The following is a 17,226-nucleotide window of genomic DNA, read 5'->3' as shown; positions in this document are numbered from 1 at the left end:
TCTCTAAAAGCCAAATGAAGTTGGAACAAATTAGACTAGCAACGCCAATCAGTTTGTTCCAACTATATTCTAACGTTGATCTACACTAAACTTTTATGCTGTTTGTGTAGCAGCTTCGTTTTCTTTTTCTTCTGCCAACATTTGTTTGTCATACATTTGAACAAATGGAAGGTAGATCACCATTGCAACTAAGATATTAACAACAACCAGTACAATCATGCGCCAGTCATTTCCTGAAGATAGATACGCTCCAATTGGTGCCGGTAAGGTCCATGCCTGATTACTAATAAACCCATTTACCAAACCAAATTTTACAGCAAAATAACTAATTGTTGTTGTTACTAAAGGTGCTCCAATAAAAGGTAAAGCTAAAATCGGGTTCATAATAATCGGTACCCCGAAGATCAACATTTCATTAATATTGAAGATACCCGGTAATAATGAAAAACGTCCGACTTGTTTCAAAAATTTTGAGCGACAGAATAACAACAAGATACAGATTGAAATGGATACTCCAGCTCCACCAATCGTTACTGTCCATTGATAAAATTGCTCAGGAGCAATATATGGTAATTCTGTAATTGGTGTTCCAGAAGCGAACGCATCCGCATTTGCATCTAACATCACTAACCACATTGGACGAACGAGAGAACCAATAATACTCATACCATGTACACCGGCTGCCCATAATAAGTGAATAAAGAACATTGGTAAAAGTACCCCAAGTAAATTATTACCCATAATATCTACTAATGGAGCAAAGATATCCATTAAGAATTTATTTACGTCAAATCCGATTAACACACGAATAACCCAAACGATTGTAATAATAATAAAACCTGGAATTAAAGCTTCAAAACTACGAGAAACTGCTGGTGGTACTTGTTCCGGCATACGAATCGTAATGTTGTGCTTAGTAAATAAACGGTACATTTCACTAGCAAAGATTGCTGCGATAATTGCTGAGAACATTCCTGAACCACCAAGATAGTCCATTGGCATAACCCAAGCTAAACCTAAGCCTTCTCCTTCTGGCAGCAAAGCATCAACGTTTTGTGGAATCGTTAACATTAAAAATGTTGCAAGTGACAACATCCCACCAGTGATCCCATCTAATTTATAGGACTTAGTTAAGTTATAACCAATACTAAATGATCCATAAATTCCCAATAATCCCATTGTAATACGGAACGGAATAACTAAATCCGCTTTATACGGCATGATCCATTCTTCAAATCCCGGAATCGGTAAATTTGAAATTGTTAGAAACAACGTTCCGATCATGATTAGTGACAAGGTAGAAATTACCCCGTTACGGATCGCTTTCATGTGTCGTTGCTCAGCAAATTTAGCCATCGGCGGCATTAATTTATCTTCAATCCAATTTAATACTTTTTGCATTACTATTTTCATCTCCCTAAGTTTAACTTACATTTTTCAACTCATTCATTTTTAGTGTCTTCAATTGCGTTTCGGACAAATCCTTTGTGTTTTTCCAGTAAAGATTCTGCTACTTCTTTACTTTCCCCCGAAAGAATTCGAACGATTGCTAATTTAGGATTCTGATTAGAATCTTCTAAATAAAACGCAGCCTCTTCCATCGAACAATCTGTTGCATCAACAATAATTCGTTTTGCACGCTCCACTAACTTTTCATTCGTTGGTTGAACATCAACCATCAAATTTTGATAAGCTTTTCCTTGGCGAATCATACTTGCTGTAGAAATCATGTTTAGCACTAACTTTTGAGCGGTACCAGCTTTAAGACGTGTGGAACCTGTTAGTACTTCGGGCCCTACTTCAACTTCAATTGCATAATCAGCATAATTTGAAATAATGGCATGTTTGTTGCAAGAAAGTGACCCGGTTGCAGCTCCGATTTCACGAGCATACTTTAATCCGCCAATAACATATGGTGTGCGCCCACTTGCAGCAATCCCTAAAACAAAATCTTCTTTTTTTAATTGATGCGCTTTCAACTCTTCTTTGGCGAGTACTAAAGAATCCTCTGCCCCTTCAACGGCGACTGTCATCGCTTTCATTCCTCCAGCTATTAAGCCTTGAACTGTTTCTGGTGCTGTATTAAATGTTGGAATACATTCTGCAGCATCAAGCACACCTAAACGTCCACTTGTACCTGCTCCGATATAGAAAAGGCTTCCACCATTATCCATACAAGTAACGACTGCTTCAATCAACGCTACAATCGAAGTATATTCGTTTTGAACTGCATCTGCTACTTTTTTATCTTCTTCACACATTGCAGTAACAATTTCTTCAACTGAAAAACTGTCTAAAGCTAAAGTCGCGTTGTTTCTTTTTTCTGTTGCTAAAGAGTCAAGCATTTGTTCCCTCCTTTATTATTTGAATTGGTTCACATAGAATATAACTAATTAGAACATAAATTTCAATAGTTTTTTACAAAAAAAGAAATAAAATTCCTTAAAAGAAATAAAATTACATATAAAACTCGCATTATGTTGAAATTTTATTTTATAAATGATATATTAATCGTGAAATATTTTGTTAGCGTTACCAAAAAAATCGAAGGAGTGTAAAAAACAATTGAAAAAAACACTATCAGTTTTATTATTGGCGTGTACAATGCTACTTTTACTACCAACTCAGGTACAGGGGGCATCTGAGCCTTTGCACAAGTTTATCCGAAAAGAAGATAATTCTTTAGGATATGATTTAAGTTCGACTGTTCCATTTTACAACGGATCTACTGAGACCGTAACAATTCCAACCGAGTATATTCATCCTAAAAATCAATTTCAAAGTGCTTGGGTTGCAACGATCGCCAATTTAAATTTTCCAAAACCTACAGATGAAGCAGCCTTTAAAGCCAGTTATTTGGAGCGTTTAGCTACATTCGAAGAATGGAATATGAATGCCATGATTTTCCAAGTTCGTCCATTGCTAGATGCTTGGTACCCATCTGAATTAAATCCGTGGTCAGAATTTTTAAGTGGTTCTCAAGGAAAAGATCCTGGTTATGATCCATTAGCTTGGATGGTTGATGTTACCCATGAAGCTGGAATGGAATATCATGCTTGGTTTAATCCATATCGCGTAACCAATACGAAACTTTCAACCCAAACAATTTTGGATAAAACAGGACTATCAAAAGAAGATCTTTTAGCTTTAACAATTCCTGAACAAATTGAAGTTCTAGCAAAAGCAGGCATTTTGGCAGCAGATAATTACGCTGTTCAGCATCCAGACCACGTTCTAATGTTTGATGAAAAATTCTTTTTAAATCCCGGTATTCCTGAAGTCCAAGCTCAAGTGATTGATTCAATGAAAGAAGTTGTTGAAAATTACGATATAGACGCAATTCATTTTGATGACTATTTTTATCCGTACCGTCTTTCTGAAACCAACTATTTTGGTATGAATAATGAAGATCAGGAAACATTTAAAAAATATGGCGCAGGCTACACTGATATTGAAGAATGGCGGCGTGATAATATCACTGATTTAGTAAGTGGTGTTAAAGCAATGCTGGATCAACATAATCAAGAGAATAAAAAAGCGGTTCAGTTTGGTATTAGTCCTTTTGGTATTTGGGAACACAAAGCACTCGATCCACGAGGTTCTAATACACCAACAGGCTCTTCAAAATCGTATTCTAATAGTATTTTTGCTGATACGTATAAATGGATTAAAGAAGGCTTAATTGATTATGTGACACCACAAATTTACTGGAGTTTCGATCAAGCTGCTGCCCCTTATGGTGAGCTAACTCGTTGGTGGAATGATGTTGCAGAAGTAACGAATACACAAGTTTATATCGGTCATGCCAATTATAAACATGTTAGTAACGGCGGCTGGGATGCATCTTGGCTAAACCCTGAAGAAATTCCAAACCAAATTAAATTTAATCAAAATTATCCAGCAATCAAAGGCAGTACCTTATTTAGTTATAACGACATTATGCCTTCCAATATTGATAGCTTAGATCCAACCTTAAAAGAACGCCATCAAGCAAAAAATGACTCCATCAATCTACTCAAGTCTGAGTACTTTAATACTTATGCTTTAGTACCTGAAAAACCTTGGCTTTCTCATCAACCTATTGCTGAACCAACAGGATTTGCTCAAGAAACAGCAAATTCTAAAACGACACTATCTTGGAATGATACTAAAGTAAACAGTACTCGTTACTTTGTCGTTTATAAAGGCTCTGGAACCGAAGAAGAAGTCCTAGCAAAACCTGAAAATATAGTTAAACGAATATGGAAAGATCAAAATGAAACCTCTTTTTCTTATGTTGATTCTGAAGAGCAGCAAACTAGAGCAACAACAAATTATTTCATAACCGCAGTTGATGCAGCAGGCATAGAATCAGGTGCAGCTAAAATCGACGAAGCAGTTGAAGAAACAAAAGGTGAAACAGTAACCGTTATTTACCAAACACAAGACCAAATAAAATTAACAGAAGATTTAATTTTGGAAGGCAACATTGGTGAAGAATATACATCTGAAGCGAAAGAATTTGAAGGCTATAAACTAATAGCAGCTCCAATAAATGCAACTGGTTCCTTTTCTGATGTAGCTCAAACAGTTGTTTATACCTACGAATCAATTACAACAACTAGTACTAGCCAAAGTGAATCGGAAACATCTTCAAGCTCGTCAAGTGAAAATGTATCTAAACCAAGTGATACAACGAATTCTAGTCAGTTAACCGAAAAAACCACTGGCAAAAAGAATTTACCCTCTATGGGTGAAGTGACGACTTATTCTATTTTGTTTATTGGCGTTTTGTTGCTTTTACTTTCTGGAAGATATTTAATTTTACGTAAACGTTGAAAATAAATTGAGGATTTGCTAAAAGCTTACTTTTGGCAGAATTGTTTTTACTTCCGCTGTTCATTCAGTTTTATAATGTATATGACGTAGCTTCGACAATTTCCTAAAACCCGCACAATGCATAAAAACGCATTGTGCGGGTTTTAGTCCAATTGCTCAAGTCTAAACGACTTTTGTCACAACCTCACATTTTACGACGGGATCAGAAACAGCCTTTTCTGACTGACCCTCCTTTAAATTAAGAATACATAATACGTACGCTTAATTTTTAAATATTATACTTACCAAATTTTATCCAACTTATCTGCATAAAACATAATTGCTTTTTTATATTCAACAATGTCTTTATCTCCAGAAGTTGATGAAAGTAAGGACAATAAAATAGCCATTCCTTCAGAATAACGTTCTAAATTATATAATACCATTGAATAAAAAACCTTAAGAGCATTATTTTCTGGGAACTCTTCCATTCCCTTAGTTAATGTTTTTTCTGCTAATACATATTGACCTAGTGTCCTATAAGTACTACCTAACCCAAGATAAGCTCCTTCTAAATCTGTCCCGCTCAATCCATTTTTTATAGCCGCTTCATAATAAAAAACTGCTTCGTTCTCCTTTTCCATGATATCAAAGCTCCAAGCAACTTGATAATTCAAATAAGGACTATCTTTATTTTCTTGTACTAATTCAAGTAATAGCTGATTTGATTTTATAAACTCACCATTTTTTCTAAGTGATAAAGCTGTCTCTATTTTCTTTTCCATTTCCCTGCTGCCCTTTCTATGAATTCAAGAACTGTAGAACCAATATATTTCAGCTATTATATCAAGAAGTCGTCAAGAAAACTATCAACAAGCAAATAGCAAACATCACCGCCACGATCAGAAAATCAATCAATTGATTCTTATTTTCAAATCCACTAATCTTTGGTAATTCATGTTTATACGTTGGATTGACTGTTTTGATCGTATAGTCTAAACTACTTCTGGAAAAAACATCAGAAGGAATCATAAATATAAGCATGAGTGCATAAAACGCACTTATTATGTAAAGAGTAGGAATTTTTACAAATAAACCAAAAATAAATCCGATAATTATTGGTAGCAATATTAAAAGTAAAACAAACAACAAACGCTTTTGTGACTCCTTTTTAAGCATAGTAACACTCCCCTTTTTATCCTTGTCAGCTATTTTTTAAGCCCCCATCTTTATATTATAGCTTTCAATAAAAATATTGGTAACTTCCAATTATGTAAGATTGCCAACTGGTTAGCTTAAAATTTTTATGAACAACAAAAAAGCGCAACCCTTACTTTAAATAAACAGTCAGGATCACACTTTCTTTTATAGATAATTGATATTTATTTGATTAAACAAGACTATGCAGAATGTCCAACAATAACATCTCCAGCATAACCAAAACCAACGCTAGTCATATTGGGATTTAATTCCCAATTTCTATGTCCCATACCTGATGGAGAAGTCATATTTGTTTCATTGTACCAAGCCATAATTACTGAATTTCCTGGAGCAAACATAAAGGCAATCACTTCATCGCCTCTATTCCAATGGTCAGCTGGTACTTGATAATCTTGCATACTTGCAGCTCTTCCAGCAGCAGACGCAGCTAAGCCATCACTCCAACTTACTGGATGCAAGCCGTGTGCTACTCGCAAAGCATTCAAAGCTTGGAATGTAGCATCAGAAGAGTTAGACGGTGGTGTTGTAACTGTTGGTGGCGTTACAGGTGCCGTCGTATTTCCTTGATTTGAACTATTATTATTGCTAGTACTTTCATTTGTATTATTTGATGCTGTTGTTTGGCTATCTGTTGCTGCTGTAGTTTCTGATTCAGAAGACGCTTGTTCTGCTTTAGCAGTTGTTGTAGCTTCTGTTGCTGCAGCCTGTTTTTTCTCTTTTTCAGCTTTCGCTGCACTTTCTTTTTGTGCTTTAAGGGCATCTTGTTGTTCTTTTAATAAAGTGTTCTTAGAGTTTTCAGCACTTGAAGTTTGAGAATCGATGTCACCTTTTAATACATTTAAATCTGCTTGTTTTGCGATTAAATTTTCTTTCTCTTTTGAAAGTTGCTCGTTAGCTTTCTCTACAGATTTAAGGTTTTCTTGGATATCAGATTTCTTGGTTTCTACCGCTGATTTATCTTCTTGTTGTTGTTTTATTAAATCATTATTGGCTGTTAAAATATTCGAAATTGCTTGAATACGACCTACTGCATCGCTAATTGACTCCGAATTTAAAACAATGTCCAGCATTTTTGAACCTTGACCATTAACTTGAACATTTCTTCCTTGATTTTGAATTGCTTCGGTACGTTTTTCAATACGGGCATTTAAATCTGTAATTTCTTTTTCTAATTTTTCAGAAGACTGCGTTAATTTTGTTTTTTGTTGGTTTAAATCGATTCCTTTGTCATAAATTGTTGTTATTTCATCTTCTAAAGAAGAAATTTGTTGTGACACTTCTGATTGTTGTGATTTTAAAGCTGAAATTTCCTTATCTTTATTATCAATAGCTTGAGAATTTGATTCAGCCATTGATGTCAGCGGCACAGCTGTTAAAGCTACACTGCTTATGTATAAAAATGTCATAAATAGATTTTTTTTCTTCACACTTATATCCTCCTGTTATACCCAATCTCATTATTTACTTACTTTACCATAGTTGTTTTAATATCATAAGACAAAAATATTACACTTAAATTAAAAATAGCAATCCAAGTAGTCACATGATTTTTTCGGTCTCTATTATTCTAAGGCTTTTAAACTATTTTAGCAAACAAAGACAATCTGAAAATAGAGCTCTATACTGACTTTTATTTTTATGCTATACTCATTTTTGGTTCATTGACCAGAAGGGAGACATTATGGTCTACGAATTTTTTAGTTTCATTGTTGCACCGACAATCGTTGGTATGATAATGGCAATAGGGTTAACCATTCAAAAAATAACCGTTAAATTTCAAGAAAAAAACAGAAATCATTGAGGTTCTCATGGTTTCTGTTTTTTTGTTTTTACAATTTTATTACAAAGGATTGGTATTATTTCTAAAGTCTTCTTAAAGCAAAAAAAAAAGCCTATCAATGATGAAATCTTTCACTCACTGATAAGCTCTTTTTAGAAAATTATTATTGAAACGTCATTTCTATCGATAAAAATTATCTACTTTATTACATACGTACTGCAAAATCAGGTGCCCAACTTGAAACTGAACCTGTTAAAACACCTTGAGCAGGGTTAGCAGCATGGACATATCCACCATTACCTGTTGCAATTGCTACATGGTATGTTCCACCACGAGAACCCCAGAATAAAAGATCTCCAGGCTGTGCTTGTGATACTGAAATTTGTGTTCCTGCGCTTTCTTGAGGAACCGTCCAACCGCCAATATCACGGCCAGTCACTTGTAGATAAACGTAACGAGTAAAACCAGAACAATCAAATGAATCCGGGCCTTTTGCTCCCCAAACATAAGATTTTCCAATATGTTTATACGCTTCTGCAACAATTGCCGAACCATTACTTGAAGCTGGCGGCGCTGGTGTTGCAGGTTTTTCAGTTTCTACTGGAGCTGTAGGCTGTGACGGTGTTGTTTGGCTGGAATCTGTAGTAGAATTTCCAGTTCCTTCACTTACAGGCGGTGTTACTGAAGGATTTGTAACGGCTACTTCAGTATTGTCTGTACTTTCTGGTGAAGTAACAACTTCTTCTTCCGTATTAGCTGTTTCTTGTTCTACAGTATCTTCAGAAACTTGCTGATCGTTTTCAGCTTCAGCCGTATTGGTTGATTCTGTTTCACTTTCAGTCGTAGAAGCTGGCGTTTCTTGTGCCGCAGCTTGTTCTGCTTCGCGTTCTTTAGCCGCTTGTTCAATCAGGCGGTTTTCTTCAAGAATACGGGCTTGTTCTGCTTCAGCGCTTGCTTTTTGCTGGCTGATTTCTTCTTTTTCACTTTCTTTTGTTGCTTGTTGTAAAGCCATATCAGCTTTTACTACCGCTAAGTCTGCTTGGCTTTTTTCCAACTCGCCTTTTTGTTGTTCTAAAACGGCTTGGTTTTCATTTAACTGAGCAAATTTTTGGTCATTTTCTGACTTCTTAGCTTCTACATTTTCTTTATCTTTTTTCTGTTGGATAACTAAATCATTATTGGCATTTACCATTGTTGTGACAGCTTGGACACGACTAATTGCATCAGAAAAAGAATTAGCATTTAAAATGGCTGATAGAACACTTGCGTCTTGTCCGTTCACTTGAACGTCTCTTGCTTGGTTGCGGATTGCTTCCTCACGTTTTTCAATACGCACTTCTAAATTTTTGATTTCTTGCTGTAATTCAGCTGTTTGTTTGCTTATTTCTGCTTGTTCCGCTAGTAAAGTTTGGGCCTTTTCATTGATAAGTCCAACTTCACCTTCTAATGCAGCTAATTGTTCTTGCGTACTGGCTTGTTTGTTTTGTAAGTCTAAAATTTCTTGATTTTTTTCTGCTAGTTTTTGATCAAAACTATCGGCTAAGGTAGTAACCGGGGCGGTAATAGTAGCCAGTGTTAATGAGCATAGTAGCACAGACGAAAATAATTTTTTTCTCACTCCGTTTTCCTCCTAGTTTTTAGTTAGTTCATTTTTATCACTTATGTATTTGTGATAACAAAATTGTAACACATTTCCTGATGAACAAAAACTGATAGAAGATCACAATTTGATTGCAACTGTATTGCAACTCAGAGAACGCTTGTTATAGAAATGGTTTTCTATATATTTAGTCGATAGCCCACAGATCGAACTGTTTGCAAAACGTTCGGATTGACTTTATGTTGTTTTAATTTGGCTCTTGTATGAAATACCAAATTAGCAATTCGATATTTTTTGTGACCCGTGTTCATCTCATTATCAGAGGGCCACACATGCTTGTAAATATCTTCGTAAACAAATGCTTGATTCCTATTACTCGCTAATAATGATACTAATTTATACTCTAGCTGTGTCAAACGAATTTCTGTATTATTCGGCATAATTATACTAAGATTCAGCTCGTTTAGCCCAATTTCAGTCCCCTTCTCGTTCTCTCCAGAATCTACCAATCTCTTTTGGTAAATTAAATGAAGTGTATTTTCAATGACCCGAACAATTTCATCTGAGGAAGATGTAGAATCAAAGCCCGACAAAGCGCCCAGCTCTATTGCCACTTTACGAATCAACCGATCCCCATTTTCTTCTCTAATCCAGATCGGAAAATATTTTTGGCGCTTAATGCTTAATAATAACTCAAGTACTTTATTTTGATCTTCTCCTTCAGAGCGATGAATTACAACGCCATCAATAAAATTCAACTGATGAAGCAACTGACTTTCATCAGCTACTTCAATTAGTTTTAATTTTTGAGAAATAAGAATCGGATGGTTTTTTCTATTAAATACTGCTATATTGTACATTCAGTACGGTCTCCTTTGGATCTTTCTAATTACCTGGAACTGCACTTAGTTCCCATGTTAATGTGGTGCTGTATGATGTCGCATCTGGTGTTGCACCTCTTGGTACATCTAAAACGACGCTTGATCCAGCGCTGTTCTCATCTCCGAAACGATAAATCCACGTTCCTGTACCTTCGTCGCCTTGCGCCATTAATAAAATTCTTCTACTTCCTGGTACTAAGGATAAGGGATTGGTTTGTTGGAACTCTGGTGCTGTACCATTTTGTGCTGTTGCTAATTGCTGATTCGTAAGGCGTAAACGGGCGCCTGCTAAGATTTGTTCTTGTTCACTTATAAATGGCGTATTTTGTGTAACTGCCAATTGCCAGCCTCCTCGCTCATCTGCTGAACGACGATCACTAATTTGAACGTAATTTGGACGTTCTTCGTCATTCACTTCTCCATCTTCATTCAGTAGTCGTTGTGGTTCTGCATAATACTGCTGATCTTGTGCTGAAATTGTTTGTCTGCCAAATTGGAATTTTGAAGCAAAATCAATGCTTAATAGCCCTTGATTTTCCGGAAGTTCCGGTTTATTTTCCGGATTAATTTCAACTTCTGGATCTAGCGGATCTACAGGAGTTACTTTTGCGATATCATAAACATAGACAACGGAAATCGTTTCATCTGTATAATGACCATAGGCATTGTCCGGGGTCTCAACCAATTGATAATTTTCAATTTCTGCTGGATTAGTTTGGTATGCTTCACCGATAGAACCTGTAAGAATATCTGGTTCGATCAATTCACGGCCATCTCGATCAGTATGATACACATGAACTTCACTTGCTTGATTTTCTTCATAAACTGCGCGAACAACTGTATTTTGGTTTCCCATTGTGAAAGTTGTTGTCTCAGAAGATAATGAAGCGATACTTGATCCTATACCAGAAACAATCTCCCAGTGGACAAAATTATATCCTTGATTCGGATTTGCAGTAATTATTGTCGTGGCTCCTTGATCTATAGTAGTCACTTCCGAAGTAGGCCTTCCTGCTTCAATGGGACTAGCATGTAAAGCAAGATCATAAGACATTACTGGTGGGTTTATCCAGTCAGAGCCAGTTGCGTTAAAAATTAGTGCTCCATACTGAGGGTCGTTGAATGTAACTGGATATCTTTCATGAAAATCATTGGGATTAGCATCACTATGCAGGACTGTTTCACCATTAAGCCCGCCTAATTTAGCATGTACACTATTCCAGGAATTTAATGGCCCATGCCCTGAATCAATTGGGATTGACATCGTAGTTCGAGAAGACTCAATATTTATTGTACTAGTGGAATCAGAAAGAATCGGTTTTAATCCTGATCCAGCACTAGAGCTTATATATCCTACCATCCCAGATGAGTATGATATGTTCAATGTACCACCACGGAGAATTTGAATTGCTGTAGCTCTAACTGTCGCTGAAGAGCTACTAGCATTTTGAGCCCTTATTTCGTATGAGTCTACGACATTTATATTTTGTCCAACAATTGCAGAACTTGCTGTACCAGTTATCATAACTAAACTACACCTAGAAAGGTCAACTGTGCCACTACCATTATGAACAATTATTGGAGAAGTTCTAGAATCTCTTCCTAAGTTAGCTGGTCGATCATAAATTACTCCAATAGCTAACTGAAGATTTGCTGAACCATTCATCACTAAGCTATGTCCAGTATTTTCAAAATTCAAATTGCTTCCAGATACTATAACTGATGTGGATCTTGCATTTAACGAAAGAGATCCAGCACTTATCAGACTAGTAATCCGAATCACAGTAGTCGATGAATTATTCCAAGCAGATCGAAATTGAGTCCAGTTTCCAACATTACTTGTTGAGCGCTCTTGAGGATCTCGGGTCTCTTCTAAAACACGGGCATCTTCTAACTCAAGTAGATTGTCTGAAATCGTCAGATAATGCTCTACGACTTCAAGCAACGGAGGCTTTTCCTGATCATTTATTTCCTTTGAGGCGTGATTTTCTGTATCCCATTGTCCTTCTTCACCAGAGAGTTCTTTTTCCCCGTTCGTGTTGTCCTCTTTTTCTGGTTGAAAGCTTTCTTTCACCTCTTCCACTTCCAAGTAAAACTGATCTGCATCATGATCAATGGTCAGAAAATACTGCCCAGCAGAAACAAAGGCCACAGGGAGTTCAAATTCGATTTGCTTGGTCTGGGTTTGTAAAGTCCAATATTCGCCATGAGAATGGTGAATCGATTCACCATTTGAGAAATGTGTGGTTAGGACATTACCTTCTGTCGGAATACGAATTAGAACTTTATCCGCGGCCAACTTACTCGTAAATCGCACCAAAATTAACTGATCAACTGTGGTTCGAAAAGTCTTATTCACAAACGAAAACTCTTGAATCGGCTCATCTAAATTCTCAACCAATCGCTCATCTTCTACTGGGGCTGGTAGTTCATTAAAACCTGCTAATTGAATCGGGTGTTCTGTAAACATTTCAGAGTCAATTGGTTCGTTATAGTCCACTTCTTCTTGTTCTTCTCGCGCAAACAAATCCGCGCCTGTAAACAAATAGCCTACAACTAACAAGCATATAAAGAGTAGAGCGATTCGCCTTACAGAATGTTTTTTTCTTCCGTTGTTCATTGATTCAATCATCCTTCCGCTATTGTTCAGCCTCATTCAATCATTTTGCCTATCGAATTTCAGCTTGTATATGACGTTAGTATTACTATAGGTTTTTGTTTATAGACTACTTATTCATCACATCTTCATTTCTAACCAATTCACCCTGATCTTACTTCGTTTTTTTCCTCTTTTTAGGTTTCTTTTTTCGTTTAACCAAAAGAATCACTACTAAGATAATCACAGCTATCAGTAATATCAGTGCGCCAATCATCCACCAATTCATACTCGTATCAATCGTCACATCTTCTCGGTTCAATCGACGTGCTTGATCTGCATCAATCGTGAAAGTTTCACTCCACGTCCACTCATGCTCGCCAGAGCGAGCAGTCATGTTCAAGACGTAGGTGCCACTTCTAAAACGATCTCCTTCTAATGAGATAGGAAAATCAAAATATGAATTCGGCGCCATTTGCATTTGTTCTTGATGGGCTTCATACAGTACCTCAGTTTCACCTTCTCTTTGAACAGTGGCTTCCACAGCTAAACGATTGACAAAGGTTGGCGTAAAGTTCTGGATCGTCGCACTAATTACATTTCGGGCATTTAACTGATCCGCAAATACATCTAACAGCTCTAAATCCGGCTGGACAGATGTACGATCATTCCTTAAAACGACTCCGATGATATAGACAAATTCATTTTTTATGGCTACGCCTTCACCAGTATCTTCTACTTCACTTTCTTCCGTTACTTCCGCAATTCGTAAACCACCCGCTAACAGTCCTTCAAACTCTTCATCAGGCATCTGTAAGTTTAGTGTTACTGTTTTCGCTTCATTTCCTGCTAATTCTATGATATCCGGTGTTTCAATTAGTTCCTCTACTGAATAAATTAATGTTGAATCAGGTACTTCCGCATCCTTTCCATACTCAACTACCCCATTCACATTCGTGTAGGCAGTGTGCGGCGTGATTTGTACTTTAACTGGCTCACTTCCTGCGTTCTGAAGCTTTAAAGTCAATGTCTCTGTCTCTCCTACATTCATCTTTAGATCAAAATAGCTTGTGGAATCTTCTATTTGGCTCTTGGGAAATTCAGGTGTTACATGAAATTTAAGGGTTCCTTCTTCCGCTTGTGCACTCAATGGAAACAAACCAATGAAACTGATCATAATAATACTCAACTTCACGAACCAATTACTGATTTTTCGATTTCTATGTATAGTCATTTAACCATCCTTTTTGAAAAAACAGCGCTACAGTTATATGTAACGCTGCTCTTAATATTTAACTAAAACTAATTATGCGTCTGTGTCATCTTCATCTTCTTCGTCGTCTTCATCTACGTCATCCCCAGGAGTCGCTGTTAATTCCCACGTTAGTGTCGAGCTATACGTTGCAGCATCTTTCGCAGTTGAGCCTGGAATTGACAATACAATCGCATCATTTTTGACAACATCTACATCATCATCTTCAAATTGTTCATCAAGATCAGCTTGGTTCCCCCATACTACTGATGAAACCCCTGCCCCTTTTGTTGGATCCGCAGTCATTACTGACACAGAACCTGTACCTGGGCGTAAATTTAATCTACTTGCATGCGCTGCTGGAGCGTTAGCTGCATTGCTTCCTTCATATTGAATACGTGGATCACGCAATGAAATTTCTGCACCTGTCAACGTTCCGTTTTGCGTACCTGAAGTAAAGTTACTTAAGCTAACTTGTAAATCCCAACCACCGTTCGTTCCACGAGTATCTTGAACTTGGGCAAAACTTGTATATGGTACTTTGTTCTCATCACCAGTTGTTCCAGCTAATTGCTGCATTTCTGCAACCATACTATATGCTCTATCTTGATTAGAAATTACTTGTGAACCAAAGTTCATAGTTGGCGCATAAGCAATCGTTAACGGTCCTTTGTTTCCGCCATCTGGTCCTTCTACAGGGGGGATTTCAACATCCGGTCCATCTTCACCTTCTGGAGGAATAACTTCTGTATCTTCACCTTCTCCATCTTCATCAACAGCAGTAAATGAAATTTCACCATCCGTTGTTACGTTACGTACTTCTTCTGCAAAGGCTGTTACGCCGCCTGCTAAGATACTTGTTGATAATAATCCGATTGTTGCTAAATTTAGTAATTTCATGTGTAAATGTCCTCTTTTCACTGTTTTATTTTTTTGTTTTTCTGTTACTTAATATTTTGTTAACTGACTCTACCATAGCGCTGTTTGCGGTTATGTATCATAAGTCCTACTACCAAAATAGCTATTCCTAACCACTGGTACTGAACCAGCTGCCCTAGTTGTGGTAACTTTCCGCCACCAGGTTTAGTTATTGTTTGATTGGGCGTATCAAGGTGAGCGCCATCCGGCGGATTGGGTTGTGGTTCACTTTCTGACTCGTATTTACCATAGAAACTCACAACACTTTCTGTTTCAGTTGAAGAAACAGATTCTGCTTTTGCTGTAATCGATGGATTTATCAATAAAAACAGAAGAAACACTCCTATGGCTTTCGTCAAAAAGAAAAACCGCTCTATTTTCATATAGCACTCCTTTCCTGCTAGTTGTAAATTTTGTTAGCGCAGGCACCAACATACTTCTCAGTCACTTGCTTGTCTAAACTGTTTGACGCTGCCTACATGAACTAATTTATCAAAAATTCTGCTTCACTTCACGAAGGTTTTTGCTAAGGGGTTAGCAAAACATGTTCTTAGATAAATTTAAATATTCAAGATACAATAGTAGTGAACGGAGGTACAATTATGAATACTACTCAACTGCAATTACTGGTTAACACTAACAACAAACGATGGTTTCAAATATTGGCTAACTTAGAGCGATCATCTAGTTTGTCTACAAAAGAATTAGCTAACCTCCTTGAAAGTTCTCCAAGGACAATCACATCGAATATTAGTGAAATTAAAACTTATTTTGAGCAAACTGCCTCCATTACATCTTCAACTAATGGATTTACACTCACAATTAATGACAAGGTAGCGTATCTGGATAAAAAAAAAGAACTATTAGAATATGAACCTATTCTAACGATTCTTTCAGGTATATTTTATGGAGATCAACTTTCAATCTTTGAATGGGCTGACCGTTCATACTTATCTGATAGAACTCTTATTTCTTATTTGAAGAAAGTTGAACCTATTCTTGAACATTATCAATTAAACATAAATTATCAATCTTTATTGTTTATCGAAGGTAAGGAAATCGATATCCGCAATTTCTTTTTGGTCATCTTTTATGAAGAAGATACGTTACCACATTTTATCCTCCCTTCTATTTTAATTAATAATGTTGTGAGCAACTTATCAATGACCGAATTTAATTATCTGCATTTAAATGTCCCACATTATAAGTTGGCCTATCTACTATTTATTACGTACCAACGAATTAGTCTAGGTTATGAATTAAAAATAAGTGATGATATTATCGATACTTTGTTAAACTCTAATTTAGCTAATGCAATGCAGGAGCTAAAGTTATCTTTTGAAAAACAGACCGAACTTGATTTACCTAGTTCTGATTTAGCCTATTTAATGTTAATCCTTTTAGATTCAGGTTCTTATGATGATAAATTACTTCTATCTTCAACCAATAGCCGCGACTTAGATGCGATATTTTCGCCATTAATTCATGATTTCTGTAAAGAACTGGATATTACAATGGATACTTTAACTAAAAATTATCTTCAATCTTTTTTCCATTTATATTATTTGAAAAATGAAGCTTCTCCTACATGTTTGTTTTTTCCACCATCAGTCACAAACTATTTTGAAACAAATTACCAAAGTGAACTAAAAACATTAAAGGAGCTTCTTTCGAATTATCCAGATGGCTTTTGGCATACTACGCCTGCTAAGTTTGAAAATAACTTACTTTTAGCTAGCATCCGATTAATATATAAGAGCACTGTTAAACATGTTAATATTGCTTTTTTATTTGAAGGACCTACTGAAGTTACTACTGTGCTTGAAGAACTTACACATATGTATATTCCATCCAACCATACGCTGTACTTTTTCCATGCACATACTTTATTAGAAGAAGAAATTGATAGATTATCCATTCAGCTAGTAGTTACAAACTTTAGTGAATATATTTTTGATTTGCCGAAAGATGTTCACTATTTATTATTTAGCTATATCCCAACAGCTGCAGACTGGAATAAATTAGTTCAGTATATTGATCCTAGAGTGAGCAAAAAATATAAAACCACATTTAGTGTAGATATCGATATTTAGTTTATACAAAAATGGCATTGCTATCTATTAAATCGGATAGGAATGCCATTTTTGCTATTTTCACCATGATACAATCGTCGCTGTCAGT

General features: G+C 36.3%; 13 protein-coding genes. 2 read left to right on the top strand and 11 right to left on the bottom strand.

Going from position 1 to position 17,226, the window contains the following annotated elements:
* Positions 1 to 93 precede the first annotated feature (93 nt).
* Together C240_RS09145 and murQ are read right to left on the bottom strand one after the other, a co-directional pair.
* Positions 94 to 1,401, bottom strand: coding sequence for a PTS sugar transporter subunit IIC (locus C240_RS09145; protein WP_271494498.1), 1,308 nt, complete (start codon positions 1,399 to 1,401; stop codon positions 94 to 96).
* A 41-nt stretch (positions 1,402 to 1,442) separates the two neighbouring features.
* Positions 1,443 to 2,345, bottom strand: a complete 903-nt coding sequence (gene murQ, locus C240_RS09140; RefSeq protein WP_271494497.1) for an N-acetylmuramic acid 6-phosphate etherase — start codon at positions 2,343 to 2,345, stop codon at positions 1,443 to 1,445.
* Positions 2,346 to 2,565: 220 nt separating this feature from the next.
* Here murQ and C240_RS09135 point away from each other — a divergent pair, with 220 nt between their 5' ends.
* Positions 2,566 to 4,818, top strand: coding sequence for a family 10 glycosylhydrolase (locus C240_RS09135; protein ID WP_271494496.1), 2,253 nt, complete (start codon positions 2,566 to 2,568; stop codon positions 4,816 to 4,818).
* Between the two features lie 281 nt (positions 4,819 to 5,099).
* On the opposite strand, the gene C240_RS09130 is transcribed toward C240_RS09135, so the two are convergent.
* The 9 genes from C240_RS09130 to C240_RS09090 form a co-directional block, all read right to left on the bottom strand.
* Entirely contained in the window at positions 5,100 to 5,582 is a 483-nt protein-coding gene (locus C240_RS09130; protein WP_271494495.1) for a tetratricopeptide repeat protein, read from the bottom strand.
* Between the two features lie 61 nt (positions 5,583 to 5,643).
* Positions 5,644 to 5,976: a hypothetical protein gene (locus tag C240_RS09125; protein WP_271494494.1), complete on the bottom strand. Its 333-nt coding sequence runs from the start codon at positions 5,974 to 5,976 to the stop codon at positions 5,644 to 5,646.
* A 221-nt stretch (positions 5,977 to 6,197) separates the two neighbouring features.
* Complete coding sequence (locus C240_RS09120) at positions 6,198 to 7,445, bottom strand: PcsB-like coiled-coil domain-containing protein (RefSeq protein WP_271494493.1); 1,248 nt, start codon at positions 7,443 to 7,445, stop codon at positions 6,198 to 6,200.
* Between the two features lie 558 nt (positions 7,446 to 8,003).
* Positions 8,004 to 9,416 carry a C40 family peptidase gene (locus tag C240_RS09115; RefSeq protein ID WP_271494492.1) on the bottom strand — a complete coding sequence of 471 codons (1,413 nt, stop codon included), beginning with the start codon at positions 9,414 to 9,416 and terminating at the stop codon, positions 8,004 to 8,006.
* A gap of 161 nt (positions 9,417 to 9,577) precedes the next feature.
* The gene (locus C240_RS09110) at positions 9,578 to 10,258 is read right to left on the bottom strand and encodes a DNA-binding response regulator (RefSeq protein ID WP_271494491.1); all 681 of its coding nucleotides are present in this window, start codon (positions 10,256 to 10,258) and stop codon (positions 9,578 to 9,580) included.
* Positions 10,259 to 10,283: 25 nt separating this feature from the next.
* Positions 10,284 to 12,899 carry a WxL domain-containing protein gene (locus tag C240_RS09105; protein WP_271494490.1) on the bottom strand — a complete coding sequence of 872 codons (2,616 nt, stop codon included), beginning with the start codon at positions 12,897 to 12,899 and terminating at the stop codon, positions 10,284 to 10,286.
* A 151-nt stretch (positions 12,900 to 13,050) separates the two neighbouring features.
* Positions 13,051 to 14,109, bottom strand: a complete 1,059-nt coding sequence (locus C240_RS09100) for a DUF916 and DUF3324 domain-containing protein (protein ID WP_271494489.1) — start codon at positions 14,107 to 14,109, stop codon at positions 13,051 to 13,053.
* A 72-nt stretch (positions 14,110 to 14,181) separates the two neighbouring features.
* Complete coding sequence (locus C240_RS09095) at positions 14,182 to 15,027, bottom strand: WxL domain-containing protein (protein WP_271494488.1); 846 nt, start codon at positions 15,025 to 15,027, stop codon at positions 14,182 to 14,184.
* Positions 15,028 to 15,086: 59 nt separating this feature from the next.
* The gene (locus tag C240_RS09090; protein ID WP_271494487.1) at positions 15,087 to 15,386 is read right to left on the bottom strand and encodes a hypothetical protein; all 300 of its coding nucleotides are present in this window, start codon (positions 15,384 to 15,386) and stop codon (positions 15,087 to 15,089) included.
* A gap of 261 nt (positions 15,387 to 15,647) precedes the next feature.
* Between C240_RS09090 and C240_RS09085 the strand changes: the two genes are divergently transcribed.
* The gene (locus C240_RS09085) at positions 15,648 to 17,138 is read left to right on the top strand and encodes a helix-turn-helix domain-containing protein (RefSeq protein ID WP_271494486.1); all 1,491 of its coding nucleotides are present in this window, start codon (positions 15,648 to 15,650) and stop codon (positions 17,136 to 17,138) included.
* Positions 17,139 to 17,226: the final 88 nt, after the last annotated feature.

It is taken from the genome of Enterococcus sp. 5H, from assembly GCF_028128615.1.
In the GTDB taxonomy this organism is placed as follows: Bacteria; Bacillota; Bacilli; order Lactobacillales; family Enterococcaceae; genus Enterococcus_L.
The sequence above is the reverse complement of the archived record's forward strand: the minus strand, read 5'-3'. Positions and strand labels throughout refer to the sequence as shown.

Coding starts and splice junctions, on each gene's coding strand:
- murQ (WP_271494497.1), bottom strand. CDS start 2,345: ATGCTTGACTCTTTAGCAACAGAAAAAAGAAACAACGCGACTTTAGCT.
- C240_RS09125 (WP_271494494.1), bottom strand. CDS start 5,976: ATGCTTAAAAAGGAGTCACAAAAGCGTTTGTTGTTTGTTTTACTTTTA.
- C240_RS09110 (WP_271494491.1), bottom strand. CDS start 10,258: ATGTACAATATAGCAGTATTTAATAGAAAAAACCATCCGATTCTTATT.
- C240_RS09130 (WP_271494495.1), bottom strand. CDS start 5,582: ATGGAAAAGAAAATAGAGACAGCTTTATCACTTAGAAAAAATGGTGAG.
- C240_RS09095 (WP_271494488.1), bottom strand. CDS start 15,027: ATGAAATTACTAAATTTAGCAACAATCGGATTATTATCAACAAGTATC.
- C240_RS09100 (WP_271494489.1), bottom strand. CDS start 14,109: ATGACTATACATAGAAATCGAAAAATCAGTAATTGGTTCGTGAAGTTG.
- C240_RS09145 (WP_271494498.1), bottom strand. CDS start 1,401: ATGCAAAAAGTATTAAATTGGATTGAAGATAAATTAATGCCGCCGATG.
- C240_RS09105 (WP_271494490.1), bottom strand. CDS start 12,899: ATGAACAACGGAAGAAAAAAACATTCTGTAAGGCGAATCGCTCTACTC.
- C240_RS09085 (WP_271494486.1), top strand. CDS start 15,648: ATGAATACTACTCAACTGCAATTACTGGTTAACACTAACAACAAACGA.